A 16,731-nucleotide genomic window follows, 5' to 3' on the forward strand; every position below is an offset into this window, starting at 1 on the left:
TTGGACATTCGTCGTAATACTTTTACAAGAAGTATTAAAAAACAAAGACTTGTGGGGTTTTTCTCGCAAGTCATATTTGTTGTTACAAGCCAAAGAAATAAATGGTTTCTGTCATCTGTTATCTTCTTTGGGTTGGGATGCGCCCTTTATTTTTTGCTTCCTGCGCGCATTTCCGTTGCAGAGATTTCAGTTGCCGTGATTCTTTCGGTCTGCGCGTTCTGGATGGTTCGCAGCAAAGCCTGGCTGGCATTTTTGATGCAACTGATGGCCAGTATCACGGTAGGTTGTCTGATCAGTGCCCTGCATACGGAACTGGGACCGGAAAATATCCCGACCAGAACCCTTTATTCGACCGAAATCATCGGAACTGTCATCGGTATTGAGCCCCGCGGCAGTCGCATGCGCGTTACCCTTGATCCGACAAATATTCAGGGTCTTTCCAATGATCAGATCGACTGGAATGTTCGGCTCAGTTTTCTCGGTGACAGCGCGCTTTCGATCGGTGATGAGGTGCGCGTAAAGGCACGGTTGTTTCCACTGCGCCCGCCGTCGGTTCCCGGTGATCCCGATTTCGCGCGCAACCTTTATTTCAGCCAGATCGGCGCAACCGGGTTTGCATTCGGTCGTCAGTTCGAAGTGTTGAGCGAGAAGGATGCTTATGAAAACAATGGTATAGGATACGTTGTTGAACACCTGCGTCAGAAAATATCCGACGTGATCAATCGATACGTAACCGCGCCCGAGGCCGGGATTGCCAAAGCATTGATCATCGGTGAACGCGGCGATGTCACTGCTGAAATTGCCGAGGATCTGAGGAAATCCGGGCTGGCCCATCTTTTGGCGATTTCCGGATTGCATATGGGGTTGCTGTGCGGAACCGTTTTCTTTCTGGTGCGTCTGGGTTTGGCTGCGATACCGGGGATCGCATTGCGCTATCCGGTCAAAAAATGGGCGGCACTCGCGGCCGCCGGGGCGGGGTTCATTTATCTCGGATTGTCGGGGGCAACAGTGCCGACGCAGCGGGCCTTTGTGATGTTGCTGGTGGTATGGATTGCCCTGTTGCTTGATCGCCGTGCCATATCTTTACGGCTGGTGGGTGTGGCCGCACTGGTTGTTCTGGTGTTAAGGCCCGATGCGGTACTTGGTGCCAGTTTTCAGCTTTCCTTTGCTGCTGTCGGGGCACTTGTTGCCTTTTATGACGGGCCCGGGCGCCGTTGGCTTGACCGCCATGGCGGACGTCCGTGGCATGAACGTCTTGTGGTCTATATGGCGGGGCTTTTGATCACCAGTGTCATTGTGACGGTTGTGACGGCATCGATTATCGGATTTCATTTCGGGCGGATATCGGTGCTTGGCATTGTTGCCAATCTGGTTGCCATTCCGATAATGGCATTCTGGGTGATGCCGTTAATTGTACTGACGCTGGCATTCATGCCATTCGGGTTGGCGGGCGGTGTGCTTGCGCTGATGGCGCCCGGATTGACTGTTCTGATCAAAACAGCATCCCTTGTCGCCGCCCAGGAATGGGGGTTGTGGTATGTGGCCGGGCTCGGTGATGTGGCAACCGCCTGTTTGTTGTTGGCGATTGCGTGGGCCGTGATCTGGCGCGATCAGATTGCCCTTGTAGTTTCCGGGCCGCTTTTGATCATCGCCATCATTGCGCAGGTGACCCACCAAACTCCGGATGTTCTTGTATCGGGTGATCAGGAAAGCTGGGCCGTTTATGACAGGGAACAGGAAATCCTGCATTTGGCCGACGGGCTTGGTGATTTCCAAAAATCCCTGTGGATGAGCCGTTTTGGCATCCGTCCGGAAGATGAAGCCACAAGAATAAGGTATTGTAAAAACGATCCGTGTCTTGTGGTCACTGGCGTTGGTGATAATGAAACTAGGACCATTGTCGCAACCAGTCTGGCCAATCCGTTCTATGCCTGTCGCAATGCCGATCTTGTGATTACGCTAAAAAACGATTTGCCAATCCGAACCTGTCGCCAGGCCGGGGCGCGGGTGATGATTGATGATGGCGTCTTGTGGTGGCAGGGCGGTGTCGCCCTTGATACGGCTAAGCTTGATCAGGGAAGGTCGTCATTTGAAACCGTGCGGGCAATATCCGGTCACTGGCCATGGATCGTGATTGGCGGCAAAGCTGCTCCATCGCAACGGTAATCAGTGGCCGTGCCTGGACCGGGCCGGATGCACTGATCCCGAATACACAAAATCGCCCGTGTGAAAATCACAGCGGGCGATTTTGTGTGTGCAGTTGCTGGTGGCTTAATACTGACGCAGCAACCCGACCAGACGACCCTGAATACGCACGCGATCCGGTGACAGGGCACGGGTTTCATACCGGGCATTGGCCGGTTCCAGAAGAACCTCACCGCGCCCGCGTTTAAGGCGCTTAAGGGTCGCTTCGCTGTCATCGACAAGCGCAACGACAATCGTGCCATCATGGGCCTGCTCGCACCGCTGGATCAGGACGGTATCACCATCAAGGATGCCGGCCTCGACCATGGAATCACCGGATACTTCAAGTGCATAATGATCGCCTGATCCCAAAAGGGCAGCGGGCACCTGAACCATGGTGCTTTGATCACGCAATGCCTCGATCGGGGTACCCGCAGCAATTCGCCCATAAAGCGGAAGCGAAATAGCTTCACCGGTTTCGGCAAAGGCCGTGGGCACGGTTGCCGGACGATGGGGGGCTTTGCGCGCACTGGCAATGGATGTGACGTTGTTCGGGGTTTCGGGGGCGTCATCATCGCTGTTTTCCGGAAGCCGGATGACTTCCAGCGCACGGGCGCGATGCGCAAGACGGCGGATAAAACCGCGTTCCTCAAGCCCGGTAATCAGACGATGGATCCCCGATTTGGATTTAAGGTTCAGGGCCTCTTTCATTTCATCGAAAGAGGGCGAGATACCGTGATCGCGAAGGTAATTGTCAATATAGACCAGCAACTCATATTGCTTGCGCGTCAGCATGATATTTCCCGAACCTGTAGCAAGAACAAAAAGGATACATAAATGTTCTACTTTAGTTCTTTTGTCGGGTCAAGCGCGTCGGGCCAAAAACAACGGATTGGCCGTAATTCAGGCCATAATTACGGGTTTTGAATGGTGGTCGCCCGCTCGCAAACACCCTAATCGGCGATGAAAGTCCCCGATTTCCCGCCTTCCTTGCGGGTGACGCGGATATCGGTAATCTGCATGGCCTTGTCGACAGCCTTGCACATGTCAAACACGGTCAAGGCTGCGACAGAGGCCGCTGTCAAGGCCTCCATCTCGACACCGGTCTTGCCGGTGGTCTTGCAGGTCGCGGTGATATCGACCCCGTCAACATCATCGGCCAGTTCAAGATCAACCGTCACCGATGTCAGGGGCAGGGGATGGCAAAGCGGGATCAGATCGGGGGTCTTTTTTGCTCCCATGATCCCGGCAAGCTGTGCGATGCCAAGAACATCACCCTTCTTATGGCCACGATCGGCAATCAGCTTTGCCGTTTGCGCAGACATCAATACCCGTGCCTTGGCAATGGCAATGCGGGTGGTATCGGCCTTGTCCGAAATATCCACCATCACGGCGTTGCCACCGGCATCAATATGGGAAAGCTTGTCTGTCATGTGCTTTGCCAGTCCCAGGTCAGGCCGCAAGGCCAAGAAGGTTGCGGGTTGCCGCAGCCACGTCATCCTGACGCATCAGGCTTTCCCCAATCAGGAAGCACTGCGCACCAACCTTGGCCATGCGTGCAAGGTCTTCGGGCGTGAACAATCCGCTTTCGGCGACCAGAAGACGGTCGCTATCGACCATGCCAGCCAGTTCCTCGGTCGTGGTCAGCGAAATTTCCATGGTCTTGAGGTTACGGTTATTGACCCCGACCAGACGCGATTTCAGTTTCAGGGCACGTTCAAGTTCCGGCGCGTTGTGAACTTCGATCAGAACATCCATGCCAAGACTGTGTGCCGCATCTTCAAGTTCGGCAGCCAGTCCGTCTTCAAGGGCCGCCATGATCAAAAGGATGCAATCGGCCCCCAAGGCGCGTGCTTCGGTGATCTGGTAAGGATCAACCATGAAATCCTTGCGCAATGCCGGAAGGTCAACAGCCGCGCGCGCCGCGACAAGATAGCTGTCATCCCCCTGGAAATAGGGCACATCGGTCAGAACCGAAAGGCAGCTTGCCCCGCCAGCCTGATAGGCCTTTGCCAGTTGCGGCGGATTGAAATCGGCGCGGATCAGTCCCTTGGACGGGGATGCTTTCTTGATTTCGGCAATCAGGCCATAACGGCCATCGGCAACACTGGTTTCAAGGGCCTTGATAAAGCCGCGCGGTGCCGATTGGGCTTTGGCTTCGGCTTCAAGCGTGCCAAGGCTTTTGCGGGACTTGCAGGCGGCAACGTGTTCGCGTTTGTCGTCGCAGATTTTCTTAAGAACGTCGCTCACGCTGCGTTTCCTTCGTTGGTAATGGTGACAAGACCCTGAAGCGTTTCTGCGGCCTTGCCGCTATCAATTGCTTCGGATGCCTTTTTGATGCCATCGGCAAGATCGCTGGCAACGCCGGTCACCACAAGTGCCGCCCCGGCATTCATCAGAACGATATCGCGATAGGCATCTTTTTTCGCTGCCAGAAGGTCAAGAATGGCCTTGGCATTCACATCCGCATCGCCGCCCTTGAGGTCATCAAGCGTTGCTGTCTCAAACCCGAAATCGCCAGGGGAAATTTCAAAGGTGGTGACATTGCCGTCTTTGACTTCGGCGACAAAGGTCGGGCCCGTGGTCGAGATTTCATCAAGACCGCTGTGGCCATGAACCACCCATGCATGAACCGATCCAAGGCGATTGAGCACATGGGCAACCGGTTCGACCCATTCCTTGGCAAAGACGCCAAGAACCTGGCGTTTGGTCTTTGCCGGGTTGGCAAGCGGACCCAGCAGGTTAAAGATCGTGCGTGTGCCCATTTCAACGCGGGTCGGCATCACGTGACGCATCGCCGAATGGTGACGGGTCGCCATCATGAAGCACAGCCCAATCTCACGGAGGGCCTTTTCCAGCAATTTCATATCGGCATCAAGATTGACACCAAGCGCCATCAAAACATCAGCCGAACCCGATTTCGACGATGCCGCGCGGTTGCCGTGTTTGGCAACGGTCGCACCTGCGGCGGCGGCAACAATCGCCGCACCGGTTGAAATATTGAAGGTGCCGCTGCCATCACCACCAGTGCCACAGGTATCAACCGCATTTTCCGGGGCAATGATGCCGGTGGCCTTTTCACGCATGACACGTGCTGCCCCGGTAATTTCGTCAACGGTTTCGCCCCGAATGCGCAACCCCATCAGGAAAGCCCCCATCTGCGACGGGGTTGCCTGACCCGACATCAGCACGTTAAAGGCCTGTTCGGCCATGCTTTCGGTCAGCTTTTCACCATCTGCGACTTTGGCCAGAATTGGCTTCAGATCATTATCAGTCGACATTCGGGTTTCCTCGGTTTGCGGTCCGGTGCGGTTTCAGGCGCCGGTAAAGTCGATAAAATTCTTTAACAATGCGTGGCCATGTTCCGATGCGATGCTTTCGGGATGGAACTGAACGCCATGTATCTGATGGGTTTTGTGCCGAACGCCCATGATCAGACCATCCGCGCTTTCGGCCGTGATTTCAAGACTGTCAGGCAAAGTTTCGCGTTCAATCACCAAAGAATGATAACGCGTTGCTTCAAACGGACTTGGAAGGCCGGCAAAGACGCTGGCACCTGAATGGTTCATGGCATCGGTTTTGCCATGCATGCATTCGGGGGCGCGAACAACCTTGCCGCCAAAAGCCTGCCCGATGGATTGATGGCCAAGGCACACGCCCAGAAGTTTGACCTTGCCGGCTGCCTCCCTGATCAGATCAAGGCAGATACCCGCGCGTTCCGGATCACAGGGGCCAGGTGAAATCACAATGCCTTCGGGCTTGAGAGCAAGAGCATCTCTAACGGAAATCTCATCATTGCGGCGCACTTCGACCTCGGGGCCGAGTTCGCGCAGATAATGCCACAAATTGAATGTGAAGCTGTCGTAATTATCGATGAGGAGATACATCGGAAAAGGCGCCTGTGCACATGAAGGTCGGCAGAGAATAAACGCCCTTGCCGCTACGTCAAGCGGAAGCAGGGTAAGGGTTTTTTCCTACAGCCGGTTGTTGTCGCCCGCGCTTAAAGGATCTCTTAACCCGGTGCTAACCAGCACCGATTTAAAACATCCCGACAATATCCGACAATATCCGACATGATCGGTCTATAATCACCATATGGGAAGGAGCTGCGAAGGTCATATTCGCAGCGCCGACGAGCGACCCAGAAAACGATACTGGAGACCACCGCGTGGCACGCCGGGCAACGACCGCCAAACGAAAAAAGGCGGCACCCAAAAAATCCAACCGCAAAAAAGCTGCACCGAAAAAGAAATCGGGTGGCATTGGCCGCCTGATGCTGGGCGGTGCCTTTGTTGCGGGAACGCTGTCGGCCATTATTGCCGTTGGCAGCATGCTTGAACTTGACCGCGCGTCCGACGAGTTCGGCCGTGCATCCGATCAGCGTGCGCCTGACTACACACTTGCGGCACCCGAAACAAAGCCGATGCTGCGCAAGGATTATCAGCTTCCCGACACACCGCCCCCGGGCATTCAGGGACGCACAGGCTATCTGATTGATGAAAACGGGCGCCAGACGGCAAATCAGACCAAAAATCAGGGGCAGGGTGGGCAAAACCTGTCCGATTTCGTCGAAAACCCGAAACCAGACTCCAAAACATCGGTCTTGCCAGGTGAAAGCGGTACGGATAGCCCGGCGCTGACAACTGCTACGCCGACAGACAATTCTGTGCCCTGGCGCAAATTTGCGGCCCTTGCCCCCGATGCCGGGCAAAAACCGGTCATTGCAATCGTGATTGATGATGCCGGTCTGGACCAGCCGCGCACCGCGCGCACGGTCAAACTGCCCGGACCGATCACGATTTCCTATTTGCCCTATGCTCGCGATTTGCAGCCGCAAGTCAATGCCGCACGCACTGCCGGGCACGAGGTCATGCTTCACATGCCGATGGAGCCGTCATCTGCTGCGGTGGATCCGGGGCCGCACGCGCTGCTTGCGACCTATGATCGTCAAAAAATCCTCAGTGAAATGAACTGGATGCTTGACCGGTTTGACGGTTATGTCGGTGTGAACAACCATATGGGCAGCAAATTCACATCCGATCCGGAACGGATGCGGATCGTGATGGAAGTCATGAAGTCGCGCGGATTGATGTTCCTTGATTCGCGTACAAGCGCCACATCGGTAGGCTATTCGACCGCCAACAAATTCGGCGTTCCCGCCATCACACGCGACGTTTTCATCGATGATGCGGATGATGCGGAAAAAATCGCAGAAATGCTGGCGCGTACCGAACGTGTAGCAGCCAAACAGGGATATGCGATTGCCATTGGACATCCCCGTGACCTGACGATCAGTGCCCTTCAAAAATGGATACCCGAAATCGAAGCACGCGGCTTTGTGCTTGTACCGGTCACGGATATCTTGCGCCGGTCATCACAAAGCGTAACCGGTTAGTTTGATATTCTGAAAAATGCAGACATTAAAAGGGCCGCAAATGATTGCGGCCCTTTGGTATTTGATCAGCTTGGATATTACGCGAACCGGTATGCTTCGCGGGCCGCGGCCATCAGGGCACCGGCCTTGTTGCGGCATTCCTTGTGTTCGAGTTCCGGTTTGCTGTCGACGACAATCCCCGCACCGGCCTGAATATGGATTTTCTCGTCCTTGATGACGGCGGTGCGCAGCGCGATACAGGTGTCCATTGACCCGTCAGCCGAGATATAGCCGATACACCCGGCATAAATGCCGCGCCGTACCGATTCCAGTTCATCAATGATTTCCATGGCCCGAACTTTGGGGGCACCCGATACGGTTCCGGCCGGGAAGCCGGCCTTGAGCGCATCCATCGCGTCATATTTCGTGTCGTCAATCTGACCGACGACATTGGAAACGATATGCATGACGTGGGAATAATATTCGATCTGTTCGCGATCCGTGACGCGCACGGTGCCCGGCTTTGACACGCGCCCGACATCATTGCGGCCAAGATCAAGCAACATCAGATGCTCGGATCGCTCTTTCGGATCATCCAGAAGGTCCTGGGCCATGACCTTGTCATCTTTTGGCGTTTTGCCGCGCCGGCGTGTTCCGGCAATCGGGCGAATGGTGACTTCGCCGTCGCGCAGACGCACCAGAATTTCCGGGCTGGCGCCGACCACCTGGAAACCACCAATATCAAGATAGAACATGAAAGGTGACGGGTTGATCCGGCGCAGCGCACGATAAAACGCAAAAGGCGGCAACTGATAGGGCAGCGTATAGCGTTGCGACAGCACCACCTGGAAAATATCGCCAGCCCGGATATATTCCTTGGCCTTGTCGACCATGTCATAAAATCCGGCTTCATCCACGCTGACCTTCGGGTCGGGCAGGGTATCGGGCACGGATTTGGAACGGCGATCGATGAACAGATTGCGCTGGAACTGCATGACCACGTCATTCAGACGCGCACAGGCCAGATCATAAGCCGCATTGGCATCAATGCCGTCTTCCGGGCGGACCGGGGTGACGACGGTTACGGTATCTTCGATGGTGTCAAAGCTTGCCGTGACGGTAGGGCGAATGAAAATGCCATCAGGTACGCCAAGTTCATCCTTGTTGCTGTCTGGCAGCTTTTCCATCAGGCGAACCGTGTCATAACCCATATAGCCAACCAGACCGGCGCTCATTGGCGGCAGGTTGTCGGGCAGCTCGATATGGCTTTCGGCAATCAGCTTTTTCAGGCTTTCAAGCGGGGCTTCGGCTTCGTCAACGAAGGCGTCGGCATCGGCCATCGCACGGCGGTTCAGTTCGGCCTTGTGGCCAAAACACCGCCAGATCAGGTCGGGTTTAAGGCCCAGAAACGAATACCGACCGCGAACAGCGCCGCCTTCAACAGATTCAAGCAAATAGGTATTGGGCATGCCTTCGGCGATCTTGAGGAAAGCCGAAACCGGCGTATCCAGATCTGCTGTCAACGCGGTCCAGAGAACCTGCGAGACGCCGTTATCGTAATTTTGCTTGAAGCTGTTGAAATCCGGTTTGATTTCCATGGTCTATCCAAATGTTGGTCTTGGTCGTAAATGTCATAAAAGAAAAAGGGCGACCGGATCAACCGGTCGCCCTTTTGTGTGGCTGTCAGTTTGCAGCGGACGGGGCGTAAAGCCCGTTGATCACGCTGTTATTGACCGTGACCGAGATTTCATCACGCAGATAGTCAAGATACTGTGACAGGATATCTTCATTGATCGCCTGTTTGAGTTCATCATTGACCGGCTGGGCATCTGCGGTTTCGACATTGGCTTGCTTGATTTCGTCAAGACGCACAACCAGGACGTCTTCACCGGTCTGGATTGCCTTGGCCTTGCCGTCTTCAAGCGTGAAGAGGGCTGCTGCCACCGCCGGATTGACATCGGCACCAAGGCCCTGTCCGGTCCGCTTGGTCAGGCCGCTTTCCTTGACCGATGCGCCATTTTCCGATGCAACTGCTGAAAGGTCGGCATCAGATGTGTTGACGCTGTTGGCAAGTTCTTCGGCCTTGGCAACCATCAGTTTCTGGCGTTCTTCGGACTTCCAGGCGGCAATGACATCTTCGCGGACATCTTCGAACGGGCGCAATGCCGACGGCGTGACATTTTCAACCCGGACAACATAACGGGTGCCCGATGCGGTTTCTTCAAGGAAGCTTTCCTCGCCGTTTTCAAGCTCGAAGATCTTTTCATTGATCTCGTCAGCCCCGTCGATGTTTTCGCCGGCAAGACCTTCGCCACGGACAATACCGTTAAGCTTGTAGGTCTTTGCACCGACATCGCGTGCTGCGTCTTCGATCGGGGTGCCAGCACCCAGTTCCTCGTCAAAATTGGCCGCCAGATCATAGATCGCGTCTTCGGCCTTGAACTGTTTGATGCCGTCGACAATCTCGTCGCGGACTTCGTCAAGCGACTGAACGCTGCCCGGCGTTACCGACGTCACACGCAGGATATGCCAGCCAAGTGCTGTTTCAACTGGTTCGGAGAAACCGCCTTCGGGCAGGGCAAAGGTCGCGGCACTCAGATCAGGCAAAATGTCGTTGGCGGTGAATTCGCCAAGCTTGACCATCGACTCATCCATGCCGGCTTCCTTGGCCGTTTCCATGAAATCGGCACCGCCCTGAAGGCTTTTGTAAGCTTCGCGTGCGGACTGTTCATCACCCGGCGCAAACAGGATTTGCTCGACAACGCGCTTTTCCGGGGTCTGGAATTCGGCTTCGCGCTGCTTGTAGGACTCCGCGATTTCGTCTTCGGTAACAGTGACCGTCGCAATCAGGTCCGCAGCACTCAGCGTTGCAAGCGTTACGTCACGGCTTTCCGGTGCCGTGAACTGCGCTGCATTGTCTTCGTGGAATTTGCGAAGGGTGGCGTCATCTGCAACGGCGATATCATCGAACTCTGCACCATTCAGGGCAAAGAACGAACCGCGACGCTGCTCATTACGATAGGCAACAATCTGCTTTGCCAGCATTTCAGGAACAGCCGCCGTGCCGGTCAGGCTGCCGACAACCTGCTGGCTCATCAGATCACCACGAACACCTTCGATGAATTCCTGTTCGGTGTAGCCCGCAGTGTAAAGAGCCTGAAGGAAACGGTCGCGGCTGAACTGGCCGGTGGTCGGGTCCTTGAAGTTGTCCGACGCAAAGATGGTATCGCGGACTTTATCGTCGCTGATACCGATCCCCATATCCTTGGCGTCTTCACGCAGCACCTTCTGCGAGACAAGCGACTGAACCGTATTGTTCAGAAGACCCATCTGGACAGCTTGTTGCTGGTTGAAATTCGGGCCGAATACATTTCGCATATTCTGCACGCTGCGCTGGAAGGCGCGTTCCAGTTCGACCGGGGTGATCTTCTGGCTGCCGATTTCGGCAACTTCACGCGATGTGCCAAGATTCAGCATCGATGCGTTCAGGCCCCAGATAACGAAGCTCAGTGCAATCACGCCAAAGATCACTTTGGCAAAGATTGATTTCGAAAATGTGCGAATGCCAGCAAGCATATGATAAGCCTAACAATTCGTGGTTTGGTGTCGATATAATGTATCGACAGCTTTTAATTATGATCGCCCAGGGACGCAAATCCCGACGAAATTGCCGGGCATCTTAATGGCGAGAGGTAACAGCGGCAACAGCCGATTGCATAGAAGATCATTGCAATTCCAAACGAAATGCATGAACGCGTGTTTTCCGGGACTTGGCCCGGTGCGGTGGACATGCTAAAAGCCGCTTCGAAATTGATCCTGTAACAATTCGTAACGATTGCCATTGATGCAATATCGAATTGTTATCAAAGGAATTTATCTGAAATCGACCAGCACGAGGTAGCTTCCCATGACCCAACGCCGTCCCCTGATCGCCGGAAACTGGAAAATGAACTGTTTGCGTGCGGATGGTCTTGCGCTGGCATCCGGACTTGCTGCAAAGGCATCCGAAAAGGGAACTCTGGGCTGCGATATTCTTGTTTGTCCGCCCGCGACACTGCTGTCTGATGTGGTTGGCGTCACCAAGGATAGTGCAGTTGGCGTTGGTGGCCAGGATTGCCACGCAGCCGTATCGGGTGCGCATACCGGTGATATTGCTGCACCCATGTTGGCTGATATCGGTGCTGGGTATGTTCTGGTCGGTCATTCGGAACGTCGTGCTGATCATGGTGAAAGTTCGACGGATATCCGTCGCAAGGCCATCGCCGCACATGATGCCGATCTGGTTGCTGTTGTTTGTGTCGGTGAAACCGAACAGGAACGCGATCTTGGTGCGACCCTGTCTGTTGTAAACGGGCAGGTGGCTGTTTCGGTTCCGGACGGGGCAACCGCAAAGAATACCGTGATCGCCTATGAGCCGGTCTGGGCAATCGGAACCGGACGCACCGCAAGTGTTGCCGAAGTCGCCGAAGTTCACACCGCGATCCGTGCCGAGCTTGTCAAACGCTTTGCCGATGGGAACGAATTCCGGATTCTTTACGGTGGTTCGGTCAAGCCGTCCAATGCGGCGGAATTGCTTGCCCTTGAAGATGTCGATGGCGCGCTTGTCGGCGGGGCGAGCCTCAAGCTTGAAGATTTTTGGAAAATTATTGAAACTTGCGCCTAGCCAACAGCCATAAAACGCGTTAAATACGCATCAAATTTATGCCCGATCCGGGCCAAATTGCGTTCGGATCGGAAGTTAGGACAAGAGTTTCGAGACCATGCAAACAGTCATTCTGGTAATCCACCTTCTTCTTGCGCTTGGCTTGATTGCCGTCATTCTCGTGCAGCGCAGCGAGGGCGGTGGGCTTGGTATCGGCGGTAACAGCGGCGGCGGAGGCGGTGGCTTCGGCGTGATGAGTTCACGCGGCGCTGCGAACCTGCTGACCCGTACCACTGCGATTCTGGCAGGTGCATTCATGATCACCAGCATCATTCTTGCACTGCAGTCCAACAGCCACACCAAGCCAGCTTCCATTCTGGAACAGGCACCGGCTTCGGCCCCGGCGGTTACTGAACCCGCCGAGGATACCGGGCCCGCGGCTCCGACCCGCTAAACAAATTAACCGACGACACGAGGCGGCAAACTTGCCGCCTCAATTTTTGATTGTTGTATTCCCCGGTTCGTGATGCACTAAACGGCATTGAACCGAGGCTTTGTGCTTTGAGATGAGGCAAAGAAATGACTCGTTATATCTTTATTACCGGTGGCGTTGTTTCTTCGCTGGGCAAGGGCCTGGCTTCCGCTGCTTTGGGTGCTTCGTTACAGGCACGCGGCTTTACAGTTCGTCTGCGCAAGCTTGATCCGTATATCAACGTTGATCCGGGCACCATGAGCCCGTACCAGCATGGCGAATGCTATGTGACCGAAGACGGTGCCGAGACCGACCTTGATCTTGGTCACTATGAACGTTTTACCGGCGTTTCTTCGCGCCGTTCCGACAACGTGACCACCGGGCGCATCTATTCGAACGTGATCGCCCGCGAACGCCGCGGTGATTATCTTGGCGGGACCGTCCAGGTCATTCCGCACATCACCGATGCGATCAAGGAATTCGTTCAGTCTGACGCGACCGAGGATTTTGTGCTTGTCGAAATCGGCGGCACGGTTGGCGACATTGAAAGTCTGCCATTCCTTGAAGCGATCCGTCAGATGGGCAACGACCTTGGTGATGGTCGCACGCTGTTCATGCATCTTACCCTGGTGCCCTATATCTCGACCGCTGGCGAGCTGAAAACCAAACCGACCCAGCATTCCGTCAAGGAACTGCAAAGTGTCGGTATTCAGCCTGATATTCTGCTTTGCCGTTGTGATCGTGAAATTCCGATCAATGAACGCCGCAAGATCGCGCGTTTCTGTAATGTCCGCGAAGCAGCAGTCATTCCGGCCTATGATGTCGATAACATCTATCAGGTGCCGATCAGCTATCACCAGTATGGTCTTGATAGCGAAGTTCTCCATCACTTCGGTCTTCAGGCCCAGGACCCGGATCTGGCACCGTGGGAAAACATCTGCAACACCATCCGCAACCCGGAAGGTGAGGTCACCATCGGTATCGTTGGCAAATACATCCAGCTTCCCGATGCCTACAAATCCCTGACCGAAGCCCTGACCCATGGCGGTATCGCCAACAAGGTCCGCGTCAATCTGGAATGGATTGCGTCTGACGAGCTGGAAAAAGAAGGCAACGTCAACGAAATCCTGTCCAAGCTTGATGCGATCATGGTTCCGGGCGGCTTTGGCGAACGTGGCGCAGAAGGCAAGATTGCCGCAGCACGCTACGCCCGTGAAAACAAGGTGCCGTATTTCGGCATCTGCTTTGGCATGCAGATGGCTGTTCTGGAAGCAGCCCGCAACCTTGCCGGTCTCAAGGACGCATCTTCGTCCGAATTCGGCCCGACCAAAACCCCGCTTGTTGGTCTGATGACCGAATGGGCAAAGGATGGCGGTTCGGTTGAACGTCGTACCGGCGAAGATGATCTTGGCGGCACCATGCGTCTGGGCAATTATGAGTGCAAGCTGGTTGACGGCACCCGTGCACGCGACATCTATGGCAGTGAAACCGTTCTGGAACGTCACCGCCATCGCTATGAAGTTAACGTAAACTTCATGTCGCAGCTTGAGGAAAAAGGTCTTAAATTCTCGGGCTTGTCGCCGGATGGTCGTTTGCCGGAAATCGTTGAATACCCGGATCATCCGTGGTTCATCGGTGTCCAGTTCCACCCGGAACTGCGTTCGCGTCCGCTCGACCCGCATCCGCTGTTCGTGTCTTATATCAAGGCCGCCAAAGAGCGCAGCCGTCTGGTATAATTGACACGCAGTCTGATTGCGCGAATGGCCGCGTGCTGTATGCGTGAATGGCCGAATGCTTGAATGAAAGTCATCGCAATGACCGAAATTAAAACTGTCAAAGTCGGCAATATCGAAATCGCCAATGACAAGCCCTTTGCCGTTCTGGCCGGGCCGTGCGCGATCGAAAGCCGTCAACATGCACTCGAAATGTCCGCAGCCCTTAAGGAACTGTCCGAAGGGCTCGGCATCGGTCTGGTTTACAAAAGCTCGTTTGACAAGGCGAACCGCACCAGCACCACATCCAAGCGCGGTGTAGGTCTGTCCGAAGGTCTTGATATCCTGGCAGAGGTCAAATCGGTCACCGGTCTTCCGATCGTGACGGATGTGCATTTGCCGGACCAGTGTGCGGCGGTTGCCGAAGTTGCCGATATTCTTCAGATCCCGGCATTCCTGTGCCGTCAGGCGGATCTGTTGCAGGCGGCGGGCAAAACCGGTCGTGCGGTCAATGTCAAAAAGGGCCAGTTCCTGGCACCTTGGGACATGGCCAATGTGGCGAACAATCTTGCCGCGACCGGCAATGACAATATTATGCTCTGTGATCGTGGGACCAGCTTTGGCTATAACACGCTTGTCACGGACTTCCGCGGACTTCCCACCATGGCCCGTCAGGGCTATCCAGTTGTTTTCGATGCAACCCATTCGGTTCAGCAGCCAGGCGGGCAGGGCACGTCGTCCGGCGGCCAGCGTGAATTCGCGCCGGTTCTGGCCCGCGCAGCCGTTTCGGTTGGTATCGCAGCACTGTTTATCGAAACCCACGATAATCCGGCAACGGCCATTTCGGATGGCCCGAACCAAATCCCGTTGAACAAATTACCCGAAGTTCTTTCGGTCCTGATGGAACTGGACAAAGTGGCAAAAGCCAATCCGGTTCGTCTGGATATGTTTGACGCATGATTTTCAAATGCCGCCAATCGTCATTGGCGGCATTCTTTTTTGCTGTAACCTGCATGCCTGACAAAAAGGCATGGTTCCTACCAGTGAGGAGAACGTTTCTGTCATGACCGCTATTATCGATATTCGCGGCCGCGAAATCCTTGACAGCCGTGGTAACCCGACGGTCGAAGTTGATGTAACTCTGGAAAATGGCGCCTTTGGTCGTGCAGCCGTTCCGTCGGGTGCATCCACCGGTGCCCACGAGGCTGTTGAACTTCGCGACAAGGAAGACCGTTATCTTGGCAAAGGCGTGACCAAGGCTGTTGCTTCGGTCAATGGTGAGATTTTCGAAGCGCTTGTCGGCATGGATGCCGAAGACCAGGTTGCTGTCGACAATGTCATGATCGAACTCGACGGCACGGATAACAAGTCCCGTCTGGGTGCCAATGCCATTCTTGGTGTTTCACTTGCGACCGCAAAGGCGGCTGCTGAGGACGCAGGTCTTCCGCTTTACCGTTATGTTGGTGGTGCCTTTGCCCGTACGCTTCCGGTCCCGATGATGAACATCATCAACGGTGGCGAGCACGCCGATAACCCGATCGATGTTCAGGAATTCATGATCATGCCGGTGTCGGCAGAGACCGGTTCTGACGCGATCCGCATGGGTGCGGAAATCTTCCACAACCTGAAAAAGGCACTGTCGGCAGATGGTCTGAACACCAACGTCGGTGACGAGGGCGGCTTTGCGCCGAACATCGCATCGACCGAAGCTGCCATCAGCTATGTCATGAAATCGATCGAAGCTGCCGGCTACCGCCCGGAAGAAGACGTCGTTCTGGCCCTTGATGCGGCATCGACCGAATTCTACAAAGACGGCAAATATGTTCTGGCGGGCGAGGGCAAGACCCTTGATTCCAGCGGCATGGTAAAATATTGGGCCGACCTTGTTGGCAAATACCCGATCTTCTCGATCGAAGACGGTATGGCCGAAGACGACTGGGATGGCTGGGCTGAACTGACGGCCGCCATTGGTGCCAAGACCCAGCTTGTCGGTGATGACCTGTTTGTCACCAACCCGAAACGTCTGGCTGATGGCATCAAAAAAGGCGTGGCCAACTCGATCCTGGTCAAGGTGAACCAGATCGGTACGCTTTCTGAAACGCTGGAAGCTGTCGAAATGGCTCATCGTGCCGGTTACACCGCGGTCATGTCGCACCGTTCGGGCGAAACCGAAGATTCGACCATTGCTGATCTTGCTGTTGCGACCAACTGTGGTCAGATCAAAACCGGTTCGCTGTCGCGTTCTGACCGTATGGCAAAATACAACCAGCTGATCCGCATCGAAGAGATGCTTGATGCCGGTGCCTACTATCCGGGTCGTTCGATCCTGAAATAACCGGAACGGGTG

General features: G+C 54.9%; 14 protein-coding genes. 7 read left to right on the top strand and 7 right to left on the bottom strand.

Annotation, left to right across the window (positions count from 1 at the left end; translation table 11 throughout):
• The first annotated feature begins 195 nt into the window (after positions 1–195).
• Positions 196–2,166: a ComEC/Rec2 family competence protein gene (locus SIB88_RS12065; protein WP_412558159.1), complete on the top strand. Its 1,971-nt coding sequence runs from the start codon at positions 196–198 to the stop codon at positions 2,164–2,166.
• A 105-nt stretch (positions 2,167–2,271) separates the two neighbouring features.
• On the opposite strand, the gene lexA is transcribed toward SIB88_RS12065, so the two are convergent.
• The 5 genes from lexA to SIB88_RS12090 all read right to left on the bottom strand — a co-directional run bounded on the left by lexA (position 2,272) and on the right by SIB88_RS12090 (position 6,071).
• Complete coding sequence (gene lexA / locus SIB88_RS12070) at positions 2,272–2,979, bottom strand: transcriptional repressor LexA (RefSeq protein ID WP_228195566.1); 708 nt, start codon at positions 2,977–2,979, stop codon at positions 2,272–2,274.
• Positions 2,980–3,137: 158 nt separating this feature from the next.
• Positions 3,138–3,617 (bottom strand): cyclic pyranopterin monophosphate synthase MoaC, encoded by a 480-nt coding sequence (moaC, locus tag SIB88_RS12075; protein ID WP_068518950.1) that lies wholly within the window; start codon positions 3,615–3,617, stop codon positions 3,138–3,140.
• A 19-nt stretch (positions 3,618–3,636) separates the two neighbouring features.
• A complete protein-coding gene (gene trpC / locus SIB88_RS12080; protein ID WP_412558160.1) occupies positions 3,637–4,434 on the bottom strand; it encodes an indole-3-glycerol phosphate synthase TrpC in 798 nt (265 codons plus the stop codon).
• Positions 4,431–5,465: an anthranilate phosphoribosyltransferase gene (gene trpD / locus SIB88_RS12085; RefSeq protein ID WP_114113316.1), complete on the bottom strand. Its 1,035-nt coding sequence runs from the start codon at positions 5,463–5,465 to the stop codon at positions 4,431–4,433. Before trpD ends, trpC begins: the two co-directional genes overlap by 4 nt.
• Before the next feature lie 33 nt (positions 5,466–5,498).
• Positions 5,499–6,071, bottom strand: coding sequence for an anthranilate synthase component II (locus SIB88_RS12090; protein WP_412558161.1), 573 nt, complete (start codon positions 6,069–6,071; stop codon positions 5,499–5,501).
• 281 nt (positions 6,072–6,352) lie between these two features.
• Here SIB88_RS12090 and SIB88_RS12095 point away from each other — a divergent pair, with 281 nt between their 5' ends.
• Entirely contained in the window at positions 6,353–7,579 is a 1,227-nt protein-coding gene (locus SIB88_RS12095; protein WP_412558162.1) for a divergent polysaccharide deacetylase family protein, read from the top strand.
• Between the two features lie 77 nt (positions 7,580–7,656).
• Here the strand turns inward: SIB88_RS12095 and trpE are convergent, their stop codons facing one another.
• The gene (gene trpE, locus SIB88_RS12100) at positions 7,657–9,156 is read right to left on the bottom strand and encodes an anthranilate synthase component I (RefSeq protein WP_412558163.1); all 1,500 of its coding nucleotides are present in this window, start codon (positions 9,154–9,156) and stop codon (positions 7,657–7,659) included.
• A gap of 85 nt (positions 9,157–9,241) precedes the next feature.
• Positions 9,242–11,134: a peptidyl-prolyl cis-trans isomerase gene (locus tag SIB88_RS12105; protein ID WP_412558164.1), complete on the bottom strand. Its 1,893-nt coding sequence runs from the start codon at positions 11,132–11,134 to the stop codon at positions 9,242–9,244.
• A 331-nt stretch (positions 11,135–11,465) separates the two neighbouring features.
• On the opposite strand from SIB88_RS12105, the gene tpiA reads away from it, so the two are divergent.
• The 5 genes from tpiA to eno all read left to right on the top strand — a co-directional run bounded on the left by tpiA (position 11,466) and on the right by eno (position 16,719).
• Entirely contained in the window at positions 11,466–12,221 is a 756-nt protein-coding gene (gene tpiA, locus SIB88_RS12110; protein WP_101246304.1) for a triose-phosphate isomerase, read from the top strand.
• Between the two features lie 97 nt (positions 12,222–12,318).
• Positions 12,319–12,654, top strand: a complete 336-nt coding sequence (gene secG / locus SIB88_RS12115) for a preprotein translocase subunit SecG (protein WP_068518958.1) — start codon at positions 12,319–12,321, stop codon at positions 12,652–12,654.
• Between the two features lie 125 nt (positions 12,655–12,779).
• Complete coding sequence (locus tag SIB88_RS12120) at positions 12,780–14,408, top strand: CTP synthase (RefSeq protein WP_068518959.1); 1,629 nt, start codon at positions 12,780–12,782, stop codon at positions 14,406–14,408.
• Positions 14,409–14,486: 78 nt separating this feature from the next.
• A complete protein-coding gene (kdsA, locus tag SIB88_RS12125) occupies positions 14,487–15,344 on the top strand; it encodes a 3-deoxy-8-phosphooctulonate synthase (protein ID WP_068518960.1) in 858 nt (285 codons plus the stop codon).
• A 103-nt stretch (positions 15,345–15,447) separates the two neighbouring features.
• Positions 15,448–16,719: a phosphopyruvate hydratase gene (gene eno, locus SIB88_RS12130; RefSeq protein WP_068518961.1), complete on the top strand. Its 1,272-nt coding sequence runs from the start codon at positions 15,448–15,450 to the stop codon at positions 16,717–16,719.
• The last annotated feature ends 12 nt before the right edge of the window (positions 16,720–16,731 follow it).

This window comes from Thalassospira sp. MIT121401 (assembly GCF_047125595.1).
GTDB lineage: Bacteria > Pseudomonadota > Alphaproteobacteria > Rhodospirillales > Thalassospiraceae > Thalassospira > Thalassospira povalilytica.

Bases quoted from the DNA above. Each gene is read 5' to 3' on its own strand.
- lexA (WP_228195566.1), bottom strand. From the start codon at position 2,979: ATGCTGACGCGCAAGCAATATGAGTTGCTGGTCTATATTGACAATTAC.
- moaC (WP_068518950.1), bottom strand. From the start codon at position 3,617: ATGACAGACAAGCTTTCCCATATTGATGCCGGTGGCAACGCCGTGATG.
- trpD (WP_114113316.1), bottom strand. From the start codon at position 5,465: ATGTCGACTGATAATGATCTGAAGCCAATTCTGGCCAAAGTCGCAGAT.
- SIB88_RS12090 (WP_412558161.1), bottom strand. From the start codon at position 6,071: ATGTATCTCCTCATCGATAATTACGACAGCTTCACATTCAATTTGTGG.
- trpE (WP_412558163.1), bottom strand. From the start codon at position 9,156: ATGGAAATCAAACCGGATTTCAACAGCTTCAAGCAAAATTACGATAAC.
- SIB88_RS12105 (WP_412558164.1), bottom strand. From the start codon at position 11,134: ATGCTTGCTGGCATTCGCACATTTTCGAAATCAATCTTTGCCAAAGTG.
- tpiA (WP_101246304.1), top strand. From the start codon at position 11,466: ATGACCCAACGCCGTCCCCTGATCGCCGGAAACTGGAAAATGAACTGT.
- secG (WP_068518958.1), top strand. From the start codon at position 12,319: ATGCAAACAGTCATTCTGGTAATCCACCTTCTTCTTGCGCTTGGCTTG.
- SIB88_RS12120 (WP_068518959.1), top strand. From the start codon at position 12,780: ATGACTCGTTATATCTTTATTACCGGTGGCGTTGTTTCTTCGCTGGGC.
- kdsA (WP_068518960.1), top strand. From the start codon at position 14,487: ATGACCGAAATTAAAACTGTCAAAGTCGGCAATATCGAAATCGCCAAT.
- eno (WP_068518961.1), top strand. From the start codon at position 15,448: ATGACCGCTATTATCGATATTCGCGGCCGCGAAATCCTTGACAGCCGT.